Origin of the sequence: Riemerella columbina DSM 16469 (assembly GCF_000374405.1) — a bacterium.
Lineage (GTDB): Bacteria > Bacteroidota > Bacteroidia > Flavobacteriales > Weeksellaceae > Riemerella > Riemerella columbina.
On record NZ_KB894232.1, the window covers coordinates 1 to 18,393 of the forward strand.

Genomic DNA, 18,393 nt, shown 5'->3' on the forward strand with positions numbered 1-18,393 from the left:
CGTATTTTTCGACTTTCCTTTAGAAATCCGTAAAATTATTTATACCACTAATTTAATCGAAAATCTTAATGGAAAAATCCGTAAATACACCAAAAACAAGATGTCTTTTCCTACCGATGAGGCGGTTATGAAGTCAGTATATCTCTCTATAAGAGAAGCCACTAAGAAATGGTCGATGCCTATTAGAAATTGGGGGTTGGTTTTAAACCAATTTATGCTTATATTTGACCAAAGACTAAGACTCTAAAAACCTAAGCATCTCTTTTTAACTTACACACTTTAAGGGATAGTGTCTCTGAGGGTAAACTACCTTATTACACAATCTCTGGAAAAATTTACTATAAATTATCGGATGTATATCAATTTATTAGAGAACACTTTAGCGTCCCTGTAAAAGCCAAAAAAGGACAATCGAAGCCAAAATAACACTGCTGTATTAGATTCTTATTTACAACTTCTATTTTCGTTCTACGATTTAAAGTTTAACGATTTAAACCATCAAAACTAATATACTATGGCTAACGAATCCACGGAAACAAATCCACAAGAAAATACACCTATTGTCGATGAACAATGGACGGATTTATTGCTTGTGTATGACCAAGAGGAACAACAGATTCGTGCAGTAAAAGGATTGGATAAAGACGGTCAGTTAGAAACCGTTCCTCCAGACCCAGCACACGAACAAGATTTTATGAGAGTAGATCCTCACGGAAATGTACTCTCAAACTTCTTTAGTAATTTTTTAAGGCAAGTGAAAAATCCAAGTAATTTTTCTTTTTTCAAAATACCCATTCCTAATTTACTAAAAGTTCAACTTACCCCCGAGGATTTACAATCCTATAAAGTTCAACCACAAGAATATCAATCTTTAAATAAAAATACAATGGAACAAACAAATGAAACCCAAGAAGTAAAAGATACTCAGGAAGTAAAAGAAACTACCCAAGAGGTCAATGAAACTACATCGCAAGATACAACCGATGAGGCAACCCAAGAACAAAATTATCGCTATGAACTAGATGATATTGATTGGGATACAATGAATAGCTTAGGACTTTCAAAAGAGTACCTAGAAAAACGAAACTTATTAGACCCACTACTAAAAGGTTATAAAACGGATCGATTGGTTCCAATTAGTATGAACTTAGGGAGTGCCGTTACTCGTTTTGATGCACGTTTATCTTTGAGAAAAGATAACGAAGGTAAAGTAAGCGTCGCTATCCACGGAATTCGTAAAGAACCTCAATTAGATTATCCATTTTTTGGGCATGAGTTTACCCAAGAAGACAAAGAAAATCTATTGAAGACAGGAAATATGGGGCGTGTCGTAGAACTTACTAATGTAAAAACGGGTGAAAAAATACCATCGATTATTAGTATCGATGAATTGACGAATGAAATTGTTGCTTTGCGTCAAGAATACATCAGAATACCCGATGAAATCAAGGGTATTAAGCTTAACGAGGAACAAAAACAAACACTTAAGGAAGGAAAATCTTTGTTTTTAGAAGGAATGACCTCAAATAAGGGAGAACCCTTTAATGCAAATGTTCAATTTAATGCAGAAAAGCGTTATGTAGAATTTTTGTTTGATGACAATCTTACACAAAAAATCAATACCCAACCTACTTTCGAAGAAGCCCCCAAAGAATTAAGAGGCAGACAACTTACCGAAGAACAATATAAAGATTTTTCACAAGGAAAACCTATCTTTTTAAAAGGTCTAGAGAGTCAGAGTACTGGGAAAATTTATAGTGGGTATTTTGTTTATAACAAAGACAAAGGAACGGTAGATTTCACTTTCCAAAATCCTAATAAGCAACAGAAAGAGGATAAAGTGACTCGTCAGGCTAAAGAAATCAATAAAAAAGCCAAAGAAAATAAAACGACGGATGCGACCACTCAAACCACTACAGAAACCAAAAAAGAAGCGACAGATAAGGGAGTAAAAACTACTACGACAAAGAAAACTACAAAGCGTACGGCAAAACCTAAAATTCCTGCTAAAAAAGCTTCAAGTGGACGTAAAATGTAGAGATTAATCGTAATTCATTTCATTCATTCAAAAAACAAAAAGCCATGAAAGTAATCCTAGCGGAAAAACCCAGTGTAGGCAGAGAAATTGCTCATTTATTAGGGGCTAATAGTAAAAAAGATGGTTATATAGAAGGTAATGGTTATGCCGTTACTTGGGCATTTGGACATTTAGTACAATTGGCAATGCCTGAAGCCTATGGTTGTGTAGGGTTTCAAAAAGAACATCTCAAATTTAATAGCCTTTCCACTCTAAAAACGGAAAAAGAAGAAGAAGTACAAGAATGGAAAAAATCCGTAGAACGCCATCCAAATGCAGAAGTACTCTCCGTAGAAAAGAAAACAGTAAAAGAACAACCGCCTTTACTTTATGATTTAACCGCACTCCAAAAAGATGCGAATAAAAAGTATAGTTTTTCAGCGGACGAAACTTTAAACATCGCTCAAAGTTTGTATGAAAAGAAATACATCACTTATCCTCGTACAGGAAGTAAATATATTTCAGAAGATGTATGGGCAGAAATTCCTTTATTGATTAAACAATTAGAGCATTATGAGGACTATGCAAAATATGCACAACAACTCAGACGCTCCTCTCTTACCAAGCGTATCGTCAATGATGTAAAAGTAACCGACCATCACGGACTGCTAATTACTGACAAAATACCGACCGAACTTCCTAAGAAAGAAGCCCTCATTTACAAAATGATTGCCGGGCGCTTATTAGAAGCGGTATCGGAAGTTTGTATCAAGGAAACGCAGAAGATAACCGTGGAAGCAGGTCATAAAAATTACGAAATCAAAGGTTGTACGATACAATCCGTAGGTTGGAGAGCGGTCAATGGCTCTTTTTCAGAAATAGAAAAAGAAGAGGAAATCCCACAAGAACTTCCTGAACTACAAAAAGGAGATACCTTAAAAGTAATGGACAGTAAAATTCTATCCAAAACTACACGCCCACCAGCATTATATACGGAAGCAACTTTGCTATCGGCTATAGAATCGGCAGGAAAGGATTTGGAAGACGAAAATCAACGACAATTACTCAAAGGTACTGGTATTGGAACTCCTGCTACTAGAGCGGCAACAATAGAAACTTTGTTGAAACGAAACTATATCAAACGCCAAAAGAAAAGCATAGTTCCTACCGAAAAAGGTTTGAAAGTATTTGAATGGGTCAAAGACCGAAAAATCGCTGATGTAGCATTAACGGGTGAATGGGAAGCCTCTCTCAATGAGATTGAGGAAGGGCAACTCCCTCCAAAAGAATTCTTACAAGCGATGAAAGATTATACCCAAAAAATTACGGAAGATTTTTTAGCGATGGAAATCGAAGGGGTTGCTTCACCAACATTGGTTTGCCCTGTCTGTAAAAAGCAAAGTGTTCGTTTATACGAGAAAGTTGCTAAATGTACGGAAGATGATTGTCAGTGGTTGTTTTTTAGAAATGTCTGCGGAAAACAGGTAAGTGATCAAGCCGTAATGGCATTATTAGAAAATGGAAAAACAACGCTTTTAAAAGGATTAAAGAACAAAGCAGGAAAAAGTTTTGATGCTTATTTAGCACTACAAGAAGATGGTTCTACTGCTTTTGAGTTTCCGCCTCACTCTAAAAATAAAAAAGGAAGACGAAAACGAAAGTAATCTAAAAAATGGTTTAAACAATAAGTATTTAACGGCGATAAATGCCGTCAATAGATAATTATCTAAACTTATTATTTGAAATGTTTGCTTTAATACTCAAAAAGTGGGTATCAATGCAAATACATAGATAAAATTTAATAAATATAAAAATTATGGCAACACAAGAAAAAGAAATTTCGTATTACGAATTACGATTAAAAGAATTATTAAATACCAGTTTTCCTAATCTGGCATCTGATGAGGAATTTATCCAAGCAAGAGGTGATTTAGCAGCACAGGCATATCAAAATGCTTTTGAGGCAGGAAATGATGTGCTGGAGTGTCGGCGAATTGCAAATGAAGTTTTATTTGAAGGCTTGTACTTTTCACCATTTGATATGGTATATCGCGTAGTCAGCAATGAGTTTGATAGAGAAATACCCGACAATGAATTACGCTCATTTGCTTTAAAAATGTTTCCGTACTGTGTAGAAGTTTTTGAAGACTACAACATACACAAAGATTTTGAGGACAGTCCCGAATACGATCAACTTTACACAGAATTGACAGGACAAATTCAAATATGGATTGAGGAAAATGGCGTTCAATAAGAAACTACATTTAGAGAATAATATTAAAGCATTGCAAGTCGCTTTTGAGCTAGACCTCGAAAAGCGACTTGCTACTAATGCTGAAAAAGAAATCTTAAAACAATATTCAGGTTTTGGAGGACTAAAATTCATTCTAAATCCTGCCAATGACTATAGAGATATTCAGAGTTGGACAAAATCCAACCAAATGTATTTTGAAGCTACCCAAAGGCTTTATGAACTCATTCGTAGTCATTCACCCGATGATGCAACTTATCGCAAACTAACCAATAGTTTAAAGAGTTCAATATTAACCGCCTATTATACACCTCCGCAAATTCCTCAAACATTAGCAAAGGTAATTCAAAATCAAGGAGTATCTTATAATAATTTTCTCGATCCTTCCGCAGGAACTGGTAATTTTATTGAACATTTTAAATCAAATCAAAATGTATCTGTAACGGCTTTTGAAAAGGATTTGCTAACGGGAAAAGTACTCAAACATTTATACCCTTCTGCCCAAATAAAAATTAATGGCTTTGAAGATATAGAGGAACGACAAAATAATTCCTTTGATATAGTAAGCAGTAATATTCCCTTTGGGGATATTTCTGTATTTGATTTATCCTTTTCACGAAGTAAGGATACTGCAAAACAACAAGCAGTAAAAAATATTCATAACTACTTTTTTTTAAAGGGTATGGACACTTTAAAAGAAGGTGGCTTATTGGCTTTTATTACTTCACAAGGCGTATTGGATAGTCCCCAAAACCGTCCTATCCGAGAGGCGATGATACGCCAAGCACATTTAGTTTCCGCTATACGATTGCCTAACAATCTATTTACAGATTACGCAGGAACGGAAGCTGGGAGTGATTTAATAATCCTACAAAAAGATTCACAAAAACAAGCGCTTTCTACCGAAGATTTACTTTTTTATGATACCATCGAACGCACTGAGGGCTATACAATCAATGCTTTATTTGAAAACAACCCACAACAAATTATTCATACAGCCTCACAATTAGATACTGACTTATATGGAAGACCATCAAAAATTTATATACACGAAAATGGTGTGTCTGGAATAGCCAGCGATCTTGAAGAAAAATTAAATCTTGATTTTGGTAATTATAAAAAACGAATGCCTTTATATCTTGCGGATTCTTTTTCAAACCAATCAACCACAATATCAGAAAAAAGCGAGAAAGCCCAAACTAATACAGTTCCAACTCCTAAAACGCCCGAACCATCAACATCAAAAGAGTTTATTGGTAAAGAAACGAAAAAAACAAGTCCTATTTCTGAAAACAAACCATCAATTTTCAAAACGGCAAATGATGGTGGGGTACAATTAAGTTTATTTGACACGCTTTTTGAAGAGCCTCCAAGCATTCCAAAACCTCAAAATAATACAAAAAGTAAGACCAACAGAAAGACGAAAAAAGCAACACAAAAAAGCTTTTCCAAAGATCTTTTTTCTTTTTCTTACCCCAGTGATAACAATTCAACTAAGGATATAGAAAGAGCATCTGTAACTCCTGTTAGTTTCGAGCCTGTACCATTTGAAGGGGATATTCTAAGTCATTACAGAGAAGACGCTTTAGTGATTCAAAATGAACAACCAGGGTATTTAAGAAATGTAAGTAAATATGATGGAACTGCTACTTTTGTTCCGCTTGAAGTGGGACACCTTCAGCGTACAAAAGCAATGGCTTATATTGAACTTCGAGAAGCCTATATTGATTTATACGCATCCGAAGCAGAGGATAGAGGGCCTTATCCACAAAAAAGAGAAAAACTTAACCAAGTCTATGATTCTTTTGTAAATCAATATGGTTATATTAACGCAAAAGATAATATCAAATTAATACAACTTGATGCTTCTGGCAATGAAATTCCATATTTAGAGCGCAGAATAAATAATGTTTATCATAAAGCAGATATTTTTGATAAACCTGTCAGTTTTTCAATTGCTTCTTTGGAAAGTAGTAATCCAAAAGAGGCTCTTGCTGCTTCACTTAACTTGTATGGTAAGGTCGATTTAGACTATATGAGTGAGTTAAGTGGAAAAACTTCAGATGAGATTAAAACAGAACTGGAGGGACAACTATTCTATAACCCAATGGAAGACCAATATGAAATTGGTGAAACTTGGCTTTCGGGTAATATAGTTGAAAAAATTGATACCGTTCAAGAATATTTAAATGAAAATCCTAATGACAAGGATATTCAGCAATCTTTAGAAGCACTAAAAAAGGTCGTTCCTCGTCCTATACCATTTGAAGATTTAGATTTCAACTTAGGCGAGCGTTGGATACCTGATAAAATCTATAGTTATTTTGCTTCGCATTTGTTTGATACCGAAGTAACGGTATTATACAGTAAAGTAATCGATGATTTTAAGATTGAGTGTAAAAACCTTAACGCTCAAATAACGGGTAACTATGCGGTTGAATCTCAAAGTAGAACCTATAACGGATTATCACTTTTAAAGTATGCCTTATTCAACACGGTACCCGATATTACTAAAAAAGTAAAAATTGGCGACAAAGAAACTACGGTAAGAGATATGGAGGCTATACAAATGGCCAATAGTAAAATTGAGGAAATCCGTACGGCTTTTTCCAATTGGTTGCTAGAACAGAACGCTGAATTTAAAGACCGTTTGACCGATAGGTATAATCGAATGTTTAATTGCTTTGTGCGTCCAAATTATGATGGTACTCATCAAGACTTCCCTGGATTAGACCGCAAGGGGTTAGGGATTGAAGATTTGTATGATAGCCAAAAAGACTCTGTATGGATGATTAAGCTCAATGGAGGGGCTATTTGTGATCACGAAGTCGGTGCAGGAAAAACCTTAGTGATGTGTTGTGCTGCACAAGAAATGAAACGATTGGGATTGGCTCATAAACCGATGATCATCGGATTGAAAGCCAATGTGCACGAAATTGCTGAAACCTATAGAAAAGCCTATCCTTTTGCCAAAATACTATACCCTGGCAAGGGAGATTTTAGCGCAGAAAAACGCTTACGAATTTTTGGAGATATTAAAAATAATGATTGGGATTGTGTAATTTTAACTCACGAGCAATTTGGTAAAATACCACAATCGGATGAGATACAAGAGGAAATTCTTCAAAAAGAATTAGACGAAGTAGAAGAAAATCTGAATGTACTTAAAGAGCAAGGGAATAAGATTTCTGGTAGAATGTTGGCGGGAATTGAGAAACGAAAAGAAAACTTAGAGGTTAAATTAAAAACTATACGACACGACATCGAAAATCGTAAGGATGATATTGTAGATTTTAAAACGATGGGTATCGATCATATTTTTGTCGATGAGAGCCATAAGTATAAAAACTTAATGTTTAATACTCGTCATAATCGAGTGGCTGGATTGGGAAATATGCAAGGAAGTCAAAGAGCTTTGAACTTGCTTTTTGCTATTCGAACCATTCAACAGCGTACAGGAAAAGATTTGGGGGCTACATTTTTATCAGGTACCACCATATCCAATTCTTTAACTGAACTTTATTTACTATTCAAATATTTACGCCCGCAGGCTATGGAGAAACAAGGCATCACTTGCTTTGATGCTTGGGCAGCTATATATGCACGAAAAACTACCGATTATGAATTTTCAGTGGCGAATAATATTGTACAGAAAGAACGCTTTCGCTATTTTATCAAAGTACCAGAATTAGCACAATTTTATTCGGAGATTACGGACTATCGAACGGCAAAAGACATCGGTATTGATCGTCCAGAAAAGAATGAGGTTTTATACCATATTCCACCTACACCCGAGCAAGAAGTCTTTATCAATAAACTAATGGAGTTTGCTAAAAACGGAGATGCTACCTTACTCGGAAGACCTAAACTTTCTGAGAAAGAAGAAAAAGCAAAAATGTTGATTGCAACAGATTATGCTCGAAAAATGTCATTAGATATGCGGTTAATTAGTGATAAGTACGAAGATCATCCCGATAATAAAGCCTCTCATTGTGCTAAGAAAATCTATGAGTATTACGAAAAATATAATGCACAGAAAGGAACACAGTTTGTGTTTTCAGATTTAGGGACTTACAAACCTAAAGAATGGAATGTTTACGCAGAGATAAAGCGAAAATTGGTAGAAGATTATGGGATTCCTGCCGATGAGATACGCTTTATACAAGAGGTAAGCAATAAAAAAAGAGAGAAACTTATATCCGACACTAATGAGGGAAAAATACGAATACTATTCGGTTCTACCGATATGCTCGGTACAGGTGTGAATGCACAAAAAAGAGCTGTTGCCATTCATCATCTCGATACGCCTTGGCGACCTAGTGATTTACAACAAAGAGATGGCCGAGCGATTCGAAAAGGTAATGAAATTGCTAAGTTCTTTGCAGGGAATAAAGTAGATGTTATAATTTATGCCACAGAGAAAACTTTGGATTCTTATAAGTTTAACTTATTATTTAATAAGCAATTGTTTATTAGTCAATTAAAATCTAATAAATTAGGGAAACGAACCATTGATGAAGGGGTTTTAGACGAACAATCAGGTATGAATTATCAAGAATATGTGGCGATCCTTTCAGGAAATACAGACCTCTTGGAAAAAGCAAAAATAGAAAAGAAAATAACCGCTTTGGAAAGCGAAAAGTATGCATTTAAACGCTCACAATCTACTTCTAAGTACAAACTGGAAAGATTTACTGAAGATATAGGCAAAGTCAAAAAACAATTAGAAGCCTTGCAACAAGATTGGAATGATTTGAATGAAAATGCACAAAAGAAACCCGATGGTACGATTGTAAATGCAATAGAACTTAATGAAATGCCTGAAAATAGTACCACAGAACAATTAGGTCAAAAACTCAACCGAATTGCAAAAATAGCCAGAACGAATGGAGAGTATGAGGATATCGGTTGGCTATACAATTTTAAATTGTTAGTCAAAACCGTAGAAACGCAAAAAGAAGGGATCGATATTCTACAAAACCGATTTTTTGTAAGAGGTAAAGGCTGGATTTATTATACGCATAATAATGGTATTATGGCAAAAGACCCTAAACTCGCTGCTATGAACTTTTTAAATGCCCTTGAAAAAATCCCTAACCTTATACAAGAAAGAAAAAAAGAGTTAGCAAAATATGAAAAAGACCTATCTATACTACAAAATGTAGCATCTAATCCTTGGAATAAAGAAAAGGAACTTTCTGAACTTAAAAAGGAATTAGAAACTATTGAGAGGAAAATTCATTTGTCAATAGGGGATAAAGATACAAATGAAGAAAATGAATTAGTTGAGAAAAATCAAGAAGTGACAGAAGTTAAGAATAAAACTACTCAACCCTTAAAAAATGATGGAGTCCCTCCAAGTAGAAAGTTTAAGATGTAAAAGAAATCCGACTTTACAAGATGCAAGCAAAGTCGGATTTTAATATTTATTGTTTGATAAGTTTTATTAGCTTATCTATTTGATTTAGCATTAATTATGATATTACTCTAAAAAACACACATTTCATTAACAACTATTTATTTTTTGAAAAATAAAACTCTAAGATTATTTCCATTGCATTTAAAATACGATTTTTTCCTTCTTCTGTATTTAAATCAATACCGCAGAACAAACTACCGTTAGTTTTAGCATGTAAATTAAGATAGTAAGTACCTCCCAATAGTATTGCTACAATAGCCCTAATATCAATTCCTAATTTAGAAAATTTATTATCTATAAGTGAAAAAATTTGTTCTCCAAGTTCCTCTCTTCTATCAGCTATTTTTCTTAGCATCTCATTTTCTTCACTAATTTCCCAAGTGATTAATTTTTGTAATGCTAAATCATTGCTGAATTTTTCAAAATGATTTTTGAGAAGAAAAAATGCTTTATCCTTATCTAAATCCTCTTCTTTCGTGATTAAATTATTGAAAGTATTGTTAGTAAGACCACTTTGCCAGAATTCATTTTTTTTAACATATTCTTCTACTAAATTTTCCGCTCCGTCAAAGTAAGTCCATATAAGCCTTTTATCTACACCGGCTGCATCTGCAATATTCTTAGCATTTTTCAGTCCAACATAACCTTGGTTTTCAAGAACTTCACCAACTGCATTAATAAGTCTATTTTTAGTTCTGGATTTATCTCTTATTGAGCCTGAATATCTTTTCCTTGTATTTTTCTCTCCCATCTAACTTGTGAAATTTTGTATCATAAAAAACTCATCAAAAATAGCAATTTTTATTTACAATTACAATGTTTATTTGATTGTTATTTTATCCTTATTTAAGGATAAAATAATTTTTAGTACCTTTATACAAAATTAATGATTAAAAATAAAAGTACTATTATGGATTTTACGAAAAAAACTTTGAAAGATTTTGAGAATGTGGAAGATTTAAACATTTTCGAACGGGCTAAATTAAATAATGAATACCTGAAATTCTTAGACGACAGAGGAGTATTAAACTATAAAATTCTTGCAACTTCAGGTTGTAATTCTGAAATCAAATTAGCAAAACAGAAGCAGTTATCGGAAGGTAATTATATAAGTTTTGTTTGTAATGATTATCTAGGTTTTACACAACACCCTAAAGTGAAAGAAACTGTAATTAACGCGATTAATAAATATGGTACTGGTGCTGGAGCATCTCCTCTAATTGGAGGTTATTTTAATTTTCACAAGGAGGTTGAAGATAAAATTTCTCATTTTTTTGGGAAGCCCCAAGGCTCTACCTTAATCTATACCACAGGATATACAGCCAATAGTGCGTCTCTTCTTTGCTTACTTAAAAAAGAAGATATTGCCATTGTAGATATGGCAGTACATTCTAGTGTATATGAAGGAATTATGGGAACGACTGTAAAACGTTTTTTGCATAACGATTTAGATCATCTTGAAAGAGTATTAAAAGGAGTCAAAGATAAATATAGAACTAAAATGGTAATCGTTGATGGAGTTTATTCACAAGATGGTGATATAGCACCTCTAAGAGATATTGTTAGTCTTTGTAAACAATATAATGCTGTTTTAATGGTCGATGATGCACATGGTATAGGGGTAATAGGAAAAACAGGAAGAGGTGCTATGGAGTATTTTGATGTTCTAAACGATGTTGATATTATCACAGGTACTTTTAGCAAAACATTTGGTAATGTTGGTGGGTATATTGTTGCTGACCCCAGTTTAATTACCTATTTAAGCTATCAATCAAGACAATATGCTTTTTCAGCATCCGCTACTCCCGCAGTTTTAGGAGTATCTAAAGCAATTGAACTTATAGACGAAGAACCTTTTTGGCAGCATAAACTATGGGAAAATGTAAAATATTACAAATCGGGATTACAAGCTTTAGGGTTTGATTTGGGCACCACGGAATCTGCTATTATTCCTGTGAAAACTGGGGACACTGAAAAAACATTCCAAGCAAGTAAAATTTTATTAGAAAATAAAATTTACACTAATCCAATAACTTATCCAGCTGTGTCTGCTAAAAATTCTCGAATAAGAATGAGTATAATGGCCACTCATACAAAGGATCAACTGGACAAAGCACTAAATGTTTTTGAATACGTTGATAAAAAAGTTAAAATATCAAACAAATAAAAGATTTTTTAGAATTAGGTAGTTAACTACCTAATTCTAATTGATTTTTAACCAAATTGTAATAGCTTCCTCTTTTTTCTACGAGTTCTTGATGAGTACCTTGTTCTGAAATCTCACCTTTATCTAAGACTACAATTTGATCAGCATTTTTCACAGTTGATAATCGATGAGCAATGATAACCACTGTTTTTCCTTTAAAGAAAGATTGTAAATTATCATGAATTATCTTTTCATTTTCGGCATCTAAAGCAGAAGTTGCTTCGTCAAAGAATATGTAATGTGGATTTTTATACACCGCTCTTGCAATTAGAATACGCTGTCTTTGTCCCCCTGAGATACCATTTCCAGCTGCACCTATCTTAGTTTTTAAACCTAGTGGTAATGAATGAATGAAATCTTCTATATTAGCGACTTTAATAGCTTTCTGTAACTTATGATAGTCAATATCTTCATCTCCTGTGGCAATATTTCGCTCTATAGTGTCAGAAAAAATATAGCCGTCTTGCATTACGATACCACAATTTTTTCTAATATTTTGTGGAGAAAGTTCTAAGATATTTGTTCCGTTATATTCTATACTACCCGTTACAGGTTCGTAAAATCGAAGTAATAATTTTATGAGCGATGTTTTGCCGCTTCCGCTCGCTCCAACAATTGCTGTGATTTTTCCCTCTGGAATGACTAGATCTATATCTTTTAGCACAAATGGTGATCTAGGTCCTTCATACTGAAAACTTACTTTTTTGAGTTGAACACATTTTTTTGGTGTTTCAAGGCTAATATTTTTTAGTTTACTAAAACCCTTTGGAATTATCTGCTCTTCATTTGGTTTATTCTGAACCTCATTTAGCCTTTCCAAACTTAACTTTGCATCTTGTAAAGAACGGAAGAAATTAACTAATTGATTAACTGGGGAATTCATTTGACCAATTATATAGGATATAGAAAGTAACATTCCCAAAGTCATATCTCCTTTTACAACATAATTAGCAGCTAAAAAAGTTACCAATATATTTTTCAGTTGATTAAGAAACTCAAAGCCTGATAGTTGAACTTGGTTTAATTTAAGTATTCTTATATTTAGTTTAAATAATTTCTTTTGAATATTTTCCCATTCCTTTCTTTTAAAATCTTCAAACTGATTAAGCTTCATTTCAGTCACTCCATTAAGCATTTCATAAATGGATTCTTGATTCTCTGAGCGTTGTTGAAAGCTATAATAATCCAATATCTTCCTTTTTTTTAGCCAAAAGAAAGACCACCCTACTGAAAGTACTGTGAGAGCTAAATAGACTAAGAGTATTTTAAAGTCATAATACCATAATACACCAAAAAAAACTGAAAAAGTAATTATAGAAAAAAAAGTTGTTAAACTCTGTGAAGTTAGAAAATGCTCTATTCTTTCATTGTCTTGTATCCGTTGATTAAAATCTCCCATCGTTTTGGTATCAAAAAACTTGATGGGAAGTTGAAGCATTTTTTTCAGAAAGTCTGAAATAATTTTTATGCTCAAATGTGTGCCCACATAAAGCATCAACCAGTTTCTTATAATTTCAATAGTTACAGCCCCTAGAAAAACACCTAACTGAGCTAATAAAATAATAAAAATAAAATTTAAGTCTTTGACATTAACTCCCTTATCAATAAGAGCTTCTGTTAGAAATGGAAAAATAAGAGTAAGACCACTCCCAAGCAACAAAAGCAAGAACATAACACTCAATTGTTTTCGATACGGTGCTAGGTAACTTAGTAGATATTTTATGGATACCTTTTCTTGTTTTGGTGGAATTCTCTTTTCAAACTCTTCTGTAGGATTCAGAAACATAGCGACACCTTTATCTCTACTTGAAAGCCAAGATTTTTCAAATATTTCTTGGGTGAGTTTTATTTTGCCATGGGCGGGATCTGCAATATGAAAAATAGGTTGTTTGCTAAATATCGATTTTTTTATAGCAAACAAAAGAACAAAGTGGTTTTGATTCCAATATAATACACAAGGCAATAACTTTTTTTGTTCTATTATACATTGTATATCAATTTTGACAGATTGTGTCTCCAAACCTATTTTTTTTGCAGCTTCACTAATACCTAAAAGGGAAACTCCCTCACGAGTGATAAATGCTTTTTCTCTGAGGTATTCTACTGGATATTTCTTACCATAATATCTTGCTATCATAGCAAGACAAGCTGGACCACAATCCATCTGGTCTTTTTGGGGGAGGAAATATAACTTGTATAAATCTTCCTTAAAACTATTGAAATTTATATTTAACAATTATAAAACGATTTTTTCTAGAAACTTACTGCCTCTGACGTACGATTGTTAAGTTTCTTTTGATTTTTTAATTTCTTTCCTAATGAAAAATCATACGATAATCCTATGACAAACATATTTTCATTATCAAATATTTGGGTGTGAGAAGTATTATTTACTAAACTTATTTCCATTGTTTTAGATTTATACTCCGATGGCATCCCCATCCAATACATCCCTACCATGAGAGACCAGTTATTGTGTTGATATTGTGCAAATAAATGGTTTTTGTTTTCATCTGCACTTAAGAAAGCCCCATCAATTTGATAAACGGGAAATAAAAATTGGTAATACAACCCAAAGTTTTTATACTGAGAGTATATTGTGAAATTATTTTGTATAAAATTATTTTCAACCTTTTTTCCATTATTCAATTTTAAATTCATAGATACTGGTTGCACCCAAAACTTCAGCCCTAAGAATTGATTACCCAATGGTTTTATGGCACCACTTATAGAAATTCCTTTTTCTGAAAAGTCAGCATTTTCATAAGTTAGAGCATAACCCGCTGTTTGATAATTTTTAACGAAATTTTGAGCAAAATATTTATCTACAATATTATAGAATACATTTGCGTTAATATCAACGTATTTAGAATTAAAAGAGTAAATGAAATTATTTCTAAATAAATGCTGTGTTTCTAGACTAGGGTTTCCTTTTTTCACAATGTTTGGTGCTAACTGTATTATATTGCTACTCAATGCAGAAGCCCAAGGACTATTTGCCTTGTAAGTACTTGTGAATCTTAAACTTTGATTATTAGCTAGTTCATAGCTTAATATCACTATTGGTGTAGGTGACCAGTCTCTATCTGTGGTTTCCTTGCTTTTATTGTAAACATTCGTTAACCCTATACCTAAACGATAACCAAGTTTTTCCCATTTTCCAGAGTATTCTGTATAAAGGTATTGTTCTAAATAATTTACATCATAGTGAGATTTACCTAACAAATTTTTTAAATCATTGGACACTGTCGTATTTTCTATTCGATACCCTGAGCGTAGTGTTCCATTATTAAATGTATGATTATATGCAACTTCTCCTACTAAACCAGTTTGTGTAGCCTCTAAATTCATATCGTTGTTAAATATATCCTCATTATTCGCAACATTCCACTCGTGATTAAATTGATTTGAGTATGTTTTAAAGTGAGAGCCTACTACATTAAAAATCAACTCATTTTTATCTCCAATATTCTTAGAAAAATAAATATCTAAGGTAGGATTGGTATATTTAGAATCAAGATTTTGTACCGATTCGTGGTTTTTATCTTTTTGGTCTATGGAAAAAATACTCTTCCCAGTACCATTAGAAAAACTGGTAAAAGGAGAAATGGTAAATTTCGTTTGAAAAGTATAATTTTCTGGCAGGTACCTTGTGTATCTAAGTGAAATATCCTGATCAGTATAACCAAAATGGTCTTTATTAGTACTTTTTATCTTATACTTTTCCTCATTAAGCTCATAGGCGTAGGTCTTTTCAGATAATCGATTATTATAATCTCGATAACTTATATTGTACTCTAGTCCAAAATCATTATTTCCTTTGGTATAATTGGCATAGGTAGAACCATTAATAAATCCTGTAGTAAAAGCCGAATAAACTTCAGCTCCGTAAGAATATCCGATTTCTGGGTTTCTTGTAATAATATCTACTACTATATCTGCTCTGTTTGCCCATCGACTAGGTGGAATATCGTAATATATTACTCTTTTTACATAAGTAGGTGCAATACTTTTGATTTGATTATCTGTAGCTTCTATTCCATTAATAAGAAATAAAACTTTACCTCCTTTAATACTATTCACCGTACGAGACGTAGGGTCTAATTGTAATTCAGGTAATGATATTAATAAGTCTTTTGCATAACGAGCTTTATCTAGGGTTTCTTTGTCAAAAGAATAAACCGCTCTATCCGCGTACTGTTTTTTTAATGATGCTTCTATGATAAGCTCTTCCAAAGCTATAGATTGTTCTATAGATACTATTCCTAAATCTAAATCTTTATCAAGAGAAATATTTTGACTCAAAAAAACTTCCCCAAATTGTTCCAATTTCAAGATATAAATTCCTTTTTCTGATGAGATAATGAATTCCCCGGAACTTTCTGTTATGGCTCTGTTATAAATGCTATCGTTTTTTATTAAAATTACATTTATAGACTCAACCGGATCATTCGATAGGTTATCAACAACTTTACCTTTTATTTGGTATTGTTGTGCAAAAGAGTTTACAAAGGAAATTATGAATAAAAGATTAATTATTTTTTTCATAAACAACTTCTAATATATGTTGAGAAAATAAATTAGCTAGTAAATAATTTTTAACTTCTTCTCCCCATTGAGAACTTAATAAGTTATGAACTTCATTTTTACTTACCCAATCTCCACTATTAATTTTATCCAATAATCTAGTGATACTTAAATCATTAAGCATTCTCATTTTATTCCCCCTAATAAATAAATTTAATTTATCATCTGTATAATAATATATCTTGAAAGGTGAAATAATCCTTACTCTATAATTCTTAGATGTATCTAGGGTTTCGAGCTTCGGAAATGGAGGCTCCCAAAAACCACAATTACTATATAAGGCTATTTTATAATCTTTGTATGTATTTTTTAATAAGTCATAAAAATTATTATTCTTAATATTATCAATGTTTTTAAATGTTACATCTATATCCTGGAAGTTACTAATATCATTTTCAGAAGAAGTATCTAAATCTAAAATTTCACTAATATCAGTAAAATTTTCATTGTAAAAAGTATTAAAAATTTTTCTAGATAACATCCCTTTAGTATGGTTATTAAACCAAAGTGTAAGCCCTATAGATAAATCATCAGATTTTCCAACATGATACTCTCCGCTTGGCATATAATAAATATCCCCCTCTTCAAATGAATATAGTTTAGCTTTATCTAAAATTTGTTCTATATTCTTATTGTTATATCTATATTCTTCGGCAACATTACTTTCATAAGTGTTTTTATCCCATGTGTACATTTTTTTTCCACCTTGCCCCAAGTGAAAATGCATTACATTTTCACCTATACCATCTGTATGTATACCAATAGGTGTCCAGCCATAATTCCCAATGAATATAGTAAATGTAACTCCTAATCTAGGAATACCTATTTTTTCCATTAAAATATTAATCTTACTTGCTACTTTCTCAACAAGTTTAGGACTAAACTTTTCACCTCTATTAATTATTATACCATACTTTTTCCCATTAAAACATCTAGAAGACCAATCTTCAAAAGATTCTTCAGAATAAGGTTTTGAATTATATAAAAAATCATTTAATTCTTCTTTGTTTAATAATTTTCCTTCAACAAAGATCCTAATACCATACTCTAAAACTCTATTTTCAATGATGACTTTTAAAATTTGAAATACCAAACACCTCATTTCGTATGTCTCAGATTTATTAATACAATCATTAATTACAGTAGTTTTGCTTAATCTTTCACTTTTTGAAAGAAACTCATCCCACCATGCCAAATTAAATGTTTTTTGTTCCATGCTCTTTTATTTTTTTTAAAATGGTTTCGAACTTTTTCTTATTTTCAAAAAAATCCTCTCCTCTTCCTTCTAATTCTAATTTAAGTCCTCTATTTTTTAATTCAACTTTTACAAATAACTTTTGTAAATTAATTAATAGAACTTCTTCAGTAGATTTGATATTTAGAAAACTTTGCTTAACAATATCATATATATATGGATATAAGTGACAATTATAAGAAAAAGAAATTGCTAAAGAATTTTCAGTACTGGCAAGAGAGTACACTATCCCATTTTCAAATGTCCCAGCTTCAGGTGGACGAGGTGTCGCGGGTGGTTCCGATTGAAAATATAACTTCATATTAAGTAGTATAAAATAATTTACTTCATAAATTTAGGTAAGGTCTTGATTATTAATCAAGACCTTTTACCATTATTCTGTTAAACAAGAATAGTTCTTCGAGGGCGACCTGGAGCTAGTATAAGTTGTTGCTGTTGCTGCTGTTGCTCTAACCTATTTCCACCTACAATTTCGGCCTCCTCAAGAGGTGTTAAAACTTCAATACCTAAAAAGTTTTTGATTTCTTTTGATTCCATAAAAAATTGAATTAAATTATATCTACTCTCTTATTAATAGGATTTTCGACTTCCTCCTAAAATTGAAAACTACACATGTGAATTATTCTCTCCAGCAAAGGAAATAAAAAATATTTAAACA

The 18,393-nt window shown here is 32.5% G+C and carries 12 protein-coding genes and 1 pseudogene; 7 read left to right on the forward strand and 6 right to left on the reverse strand.

Going from position 1 to position 18,393, the window contains the following annotated elements:
- From C237_RS12985 to C237_RS0105925, 6 genes and pseudogenes are all read left to right on the forward strand, one after another.
- Positions 1-247: transposase (locus C237_RS12985; RefSeq protein WP_018675576.1), on the forward strand; the 247-nt coding region annotated here is incomplete at its 5' end.
- Between the two features lie 47 nt (positions 248-294).
- Positions 295-426, forward strand: a pseudogene (locus tag C237_RS15195) (helix-turn-helix domain-containing protein); the annotation flags it as partial.
- Positions 427-514: 88 nt separating this feature from the next.
- Positions 515-2,038 (forward strand): DUF3945 domain-containing protein, encoded by a 1,524-nt coding sequence (locus C237_RS0105910; protein ID WP_018675577.1) that lies wholly within the window; start codon positions 515-517, stop codon positions 2,036-2,038.
- Positions 2,039-2,082: 44 nt separating this feature from the next.
- Positions 2,083-3,681 carry a type IA DNA topoisomerase gene (locus tag C237_RS0105915; RefSeq protein ID WP_018675578.1) on the forward strand — a complete coding sequence of 533 codons (1,599 nt, stop codon included), beginning with the start codon at positions 2,083-2,085 and terminating at the stop codon, positions 3,679-3,681.
- A 152-nt stretch (positions 3,682-3,833) separates the two neighbouring features.
- Positions 3,834-4,271, forward strand: coding sequence for a DUF1896 domain-containing protein (locus tag C237_RS0105920; RefSeq protein ID WP_018675579.1), 438 nt, complete (start codon positions 3,834-3,836; stop codon positions 4,269-4,271).
- On the forward strand, positions 4,258-9,648 hold the full coding sequence (locus C237_RS0105925) for a helicase-related protein (RefSeq protein WP_018675580.1): 5,391 nt from the start codon (positions 4,258-4,260) through the stop codon (positions 9,646-9,648). Before C237_RS0105920 ends, C237_RS0105925 begins: the two co-directional genes overlap by 14 nt.
- A 133-nt stretch (positions 9,649-9,781) precedes the next feature.
- Here C237_RS0105925 and C237_RS0105930 read toward each other — a convergent pair whose 3' ends face one another.
- Complete coding sequence (locus tag C237_RS0105930) at positions 9,782-10,438, reverse strand: TetR/AcrR family transcriptional regulator (protein WP_018675581.1); 657 nt, start codon at positions 10,436-10,438, stop codon at positions 9,782-9,784.
- Positions 10,439-10,573: 135 nt separating this feature from the next.
- Here C237_RS0105930 and C237_RS0105935 point away from each other — a divergent pair, with 135 nt between their 5' ends.
- Positions 10,574-11,854, forward strand: a complete 1,281-nt coding sequence (locus C237_RS0105935) for an aminotransferase class I/II-fold pyridoxal phosphate-dependent enzyme (RefSeq protein ID WP_018675582.1) — start codon at positions 10,574-10,576, stop codon at positions 11,852-11,854.
- 22 nt (positions 11,855-11,876) lie between these two features.
- Here the strand turns inward: C237_RS0105935 and C237_RS0105940 are convergent, their stop codons facing one another.
- From C237_RS0105940 to C237_RS14710, 5 genes are all read right to left on the reverse strand, one after another.
- A complete protein-coding gene (locus C237_RS0105940; protein WP_018675583.1) occupies positions 11,877-14,057 on the reverse strand; it encodes a peptidase domain-containing ABC transporter in 2,181 nt (726 codons plus the stop codon).
- Positions 14,058-14,146: 89 nt separating this feature from the next.
- The gene (locus C237_RS0105945; RefSeq protein ID WP_018675584.1) at positions 14,147-16,441 is read right to left on the reverse strand and encodes a peptidase associated domain and porin domain-containing protein; all 2,295 of its coding nucleotides are present in this window, start codon (positions 16,439-16,441) and stop codon (positions 14,147-14,149) included.
- A complete protein-coding gene (locus C237_RS13915; protein ID WP_018675585.1) occupies positions 16,425-17,696 on the reverse strand; it encodes a hypothetical protein in 1,272 nt (423 codons plus the stop codon). Before C237_RS13915 ends, C237_RS0105945 begins: the two co-directional genes overlap by 17 nt.
- Positions 17,677-18,036 carry a hypothetical protein gene (locus C237_RS0105955; protein ID WP_018675586.1) on the reverse strand — a complete coding sequence of 120 codons (360 nt, stop codon included), beginning with the start codon at positions 18,034-18,036 and terminating at the stop codon, positions 17,677-17,679. Before C237_RS0105955 ends, C237_RS13915 begins: the two co-directional genes overlap by 20 nt.
- 80 nt (positions 18,037-18,116) lie before the next feature.
- Positions 18,117-18,272, reverse strand: a complete 156-nt coding sequence (locus C237_RS14710) for a hypothetical protein (protein ID WP_018675587.1) — start codon at positions 18,270-18,272, stop codon at positions 18,117-18,119.
- Between the last annotated feature and the right edge of the window lie 121 nt (positions 18,273-18,393).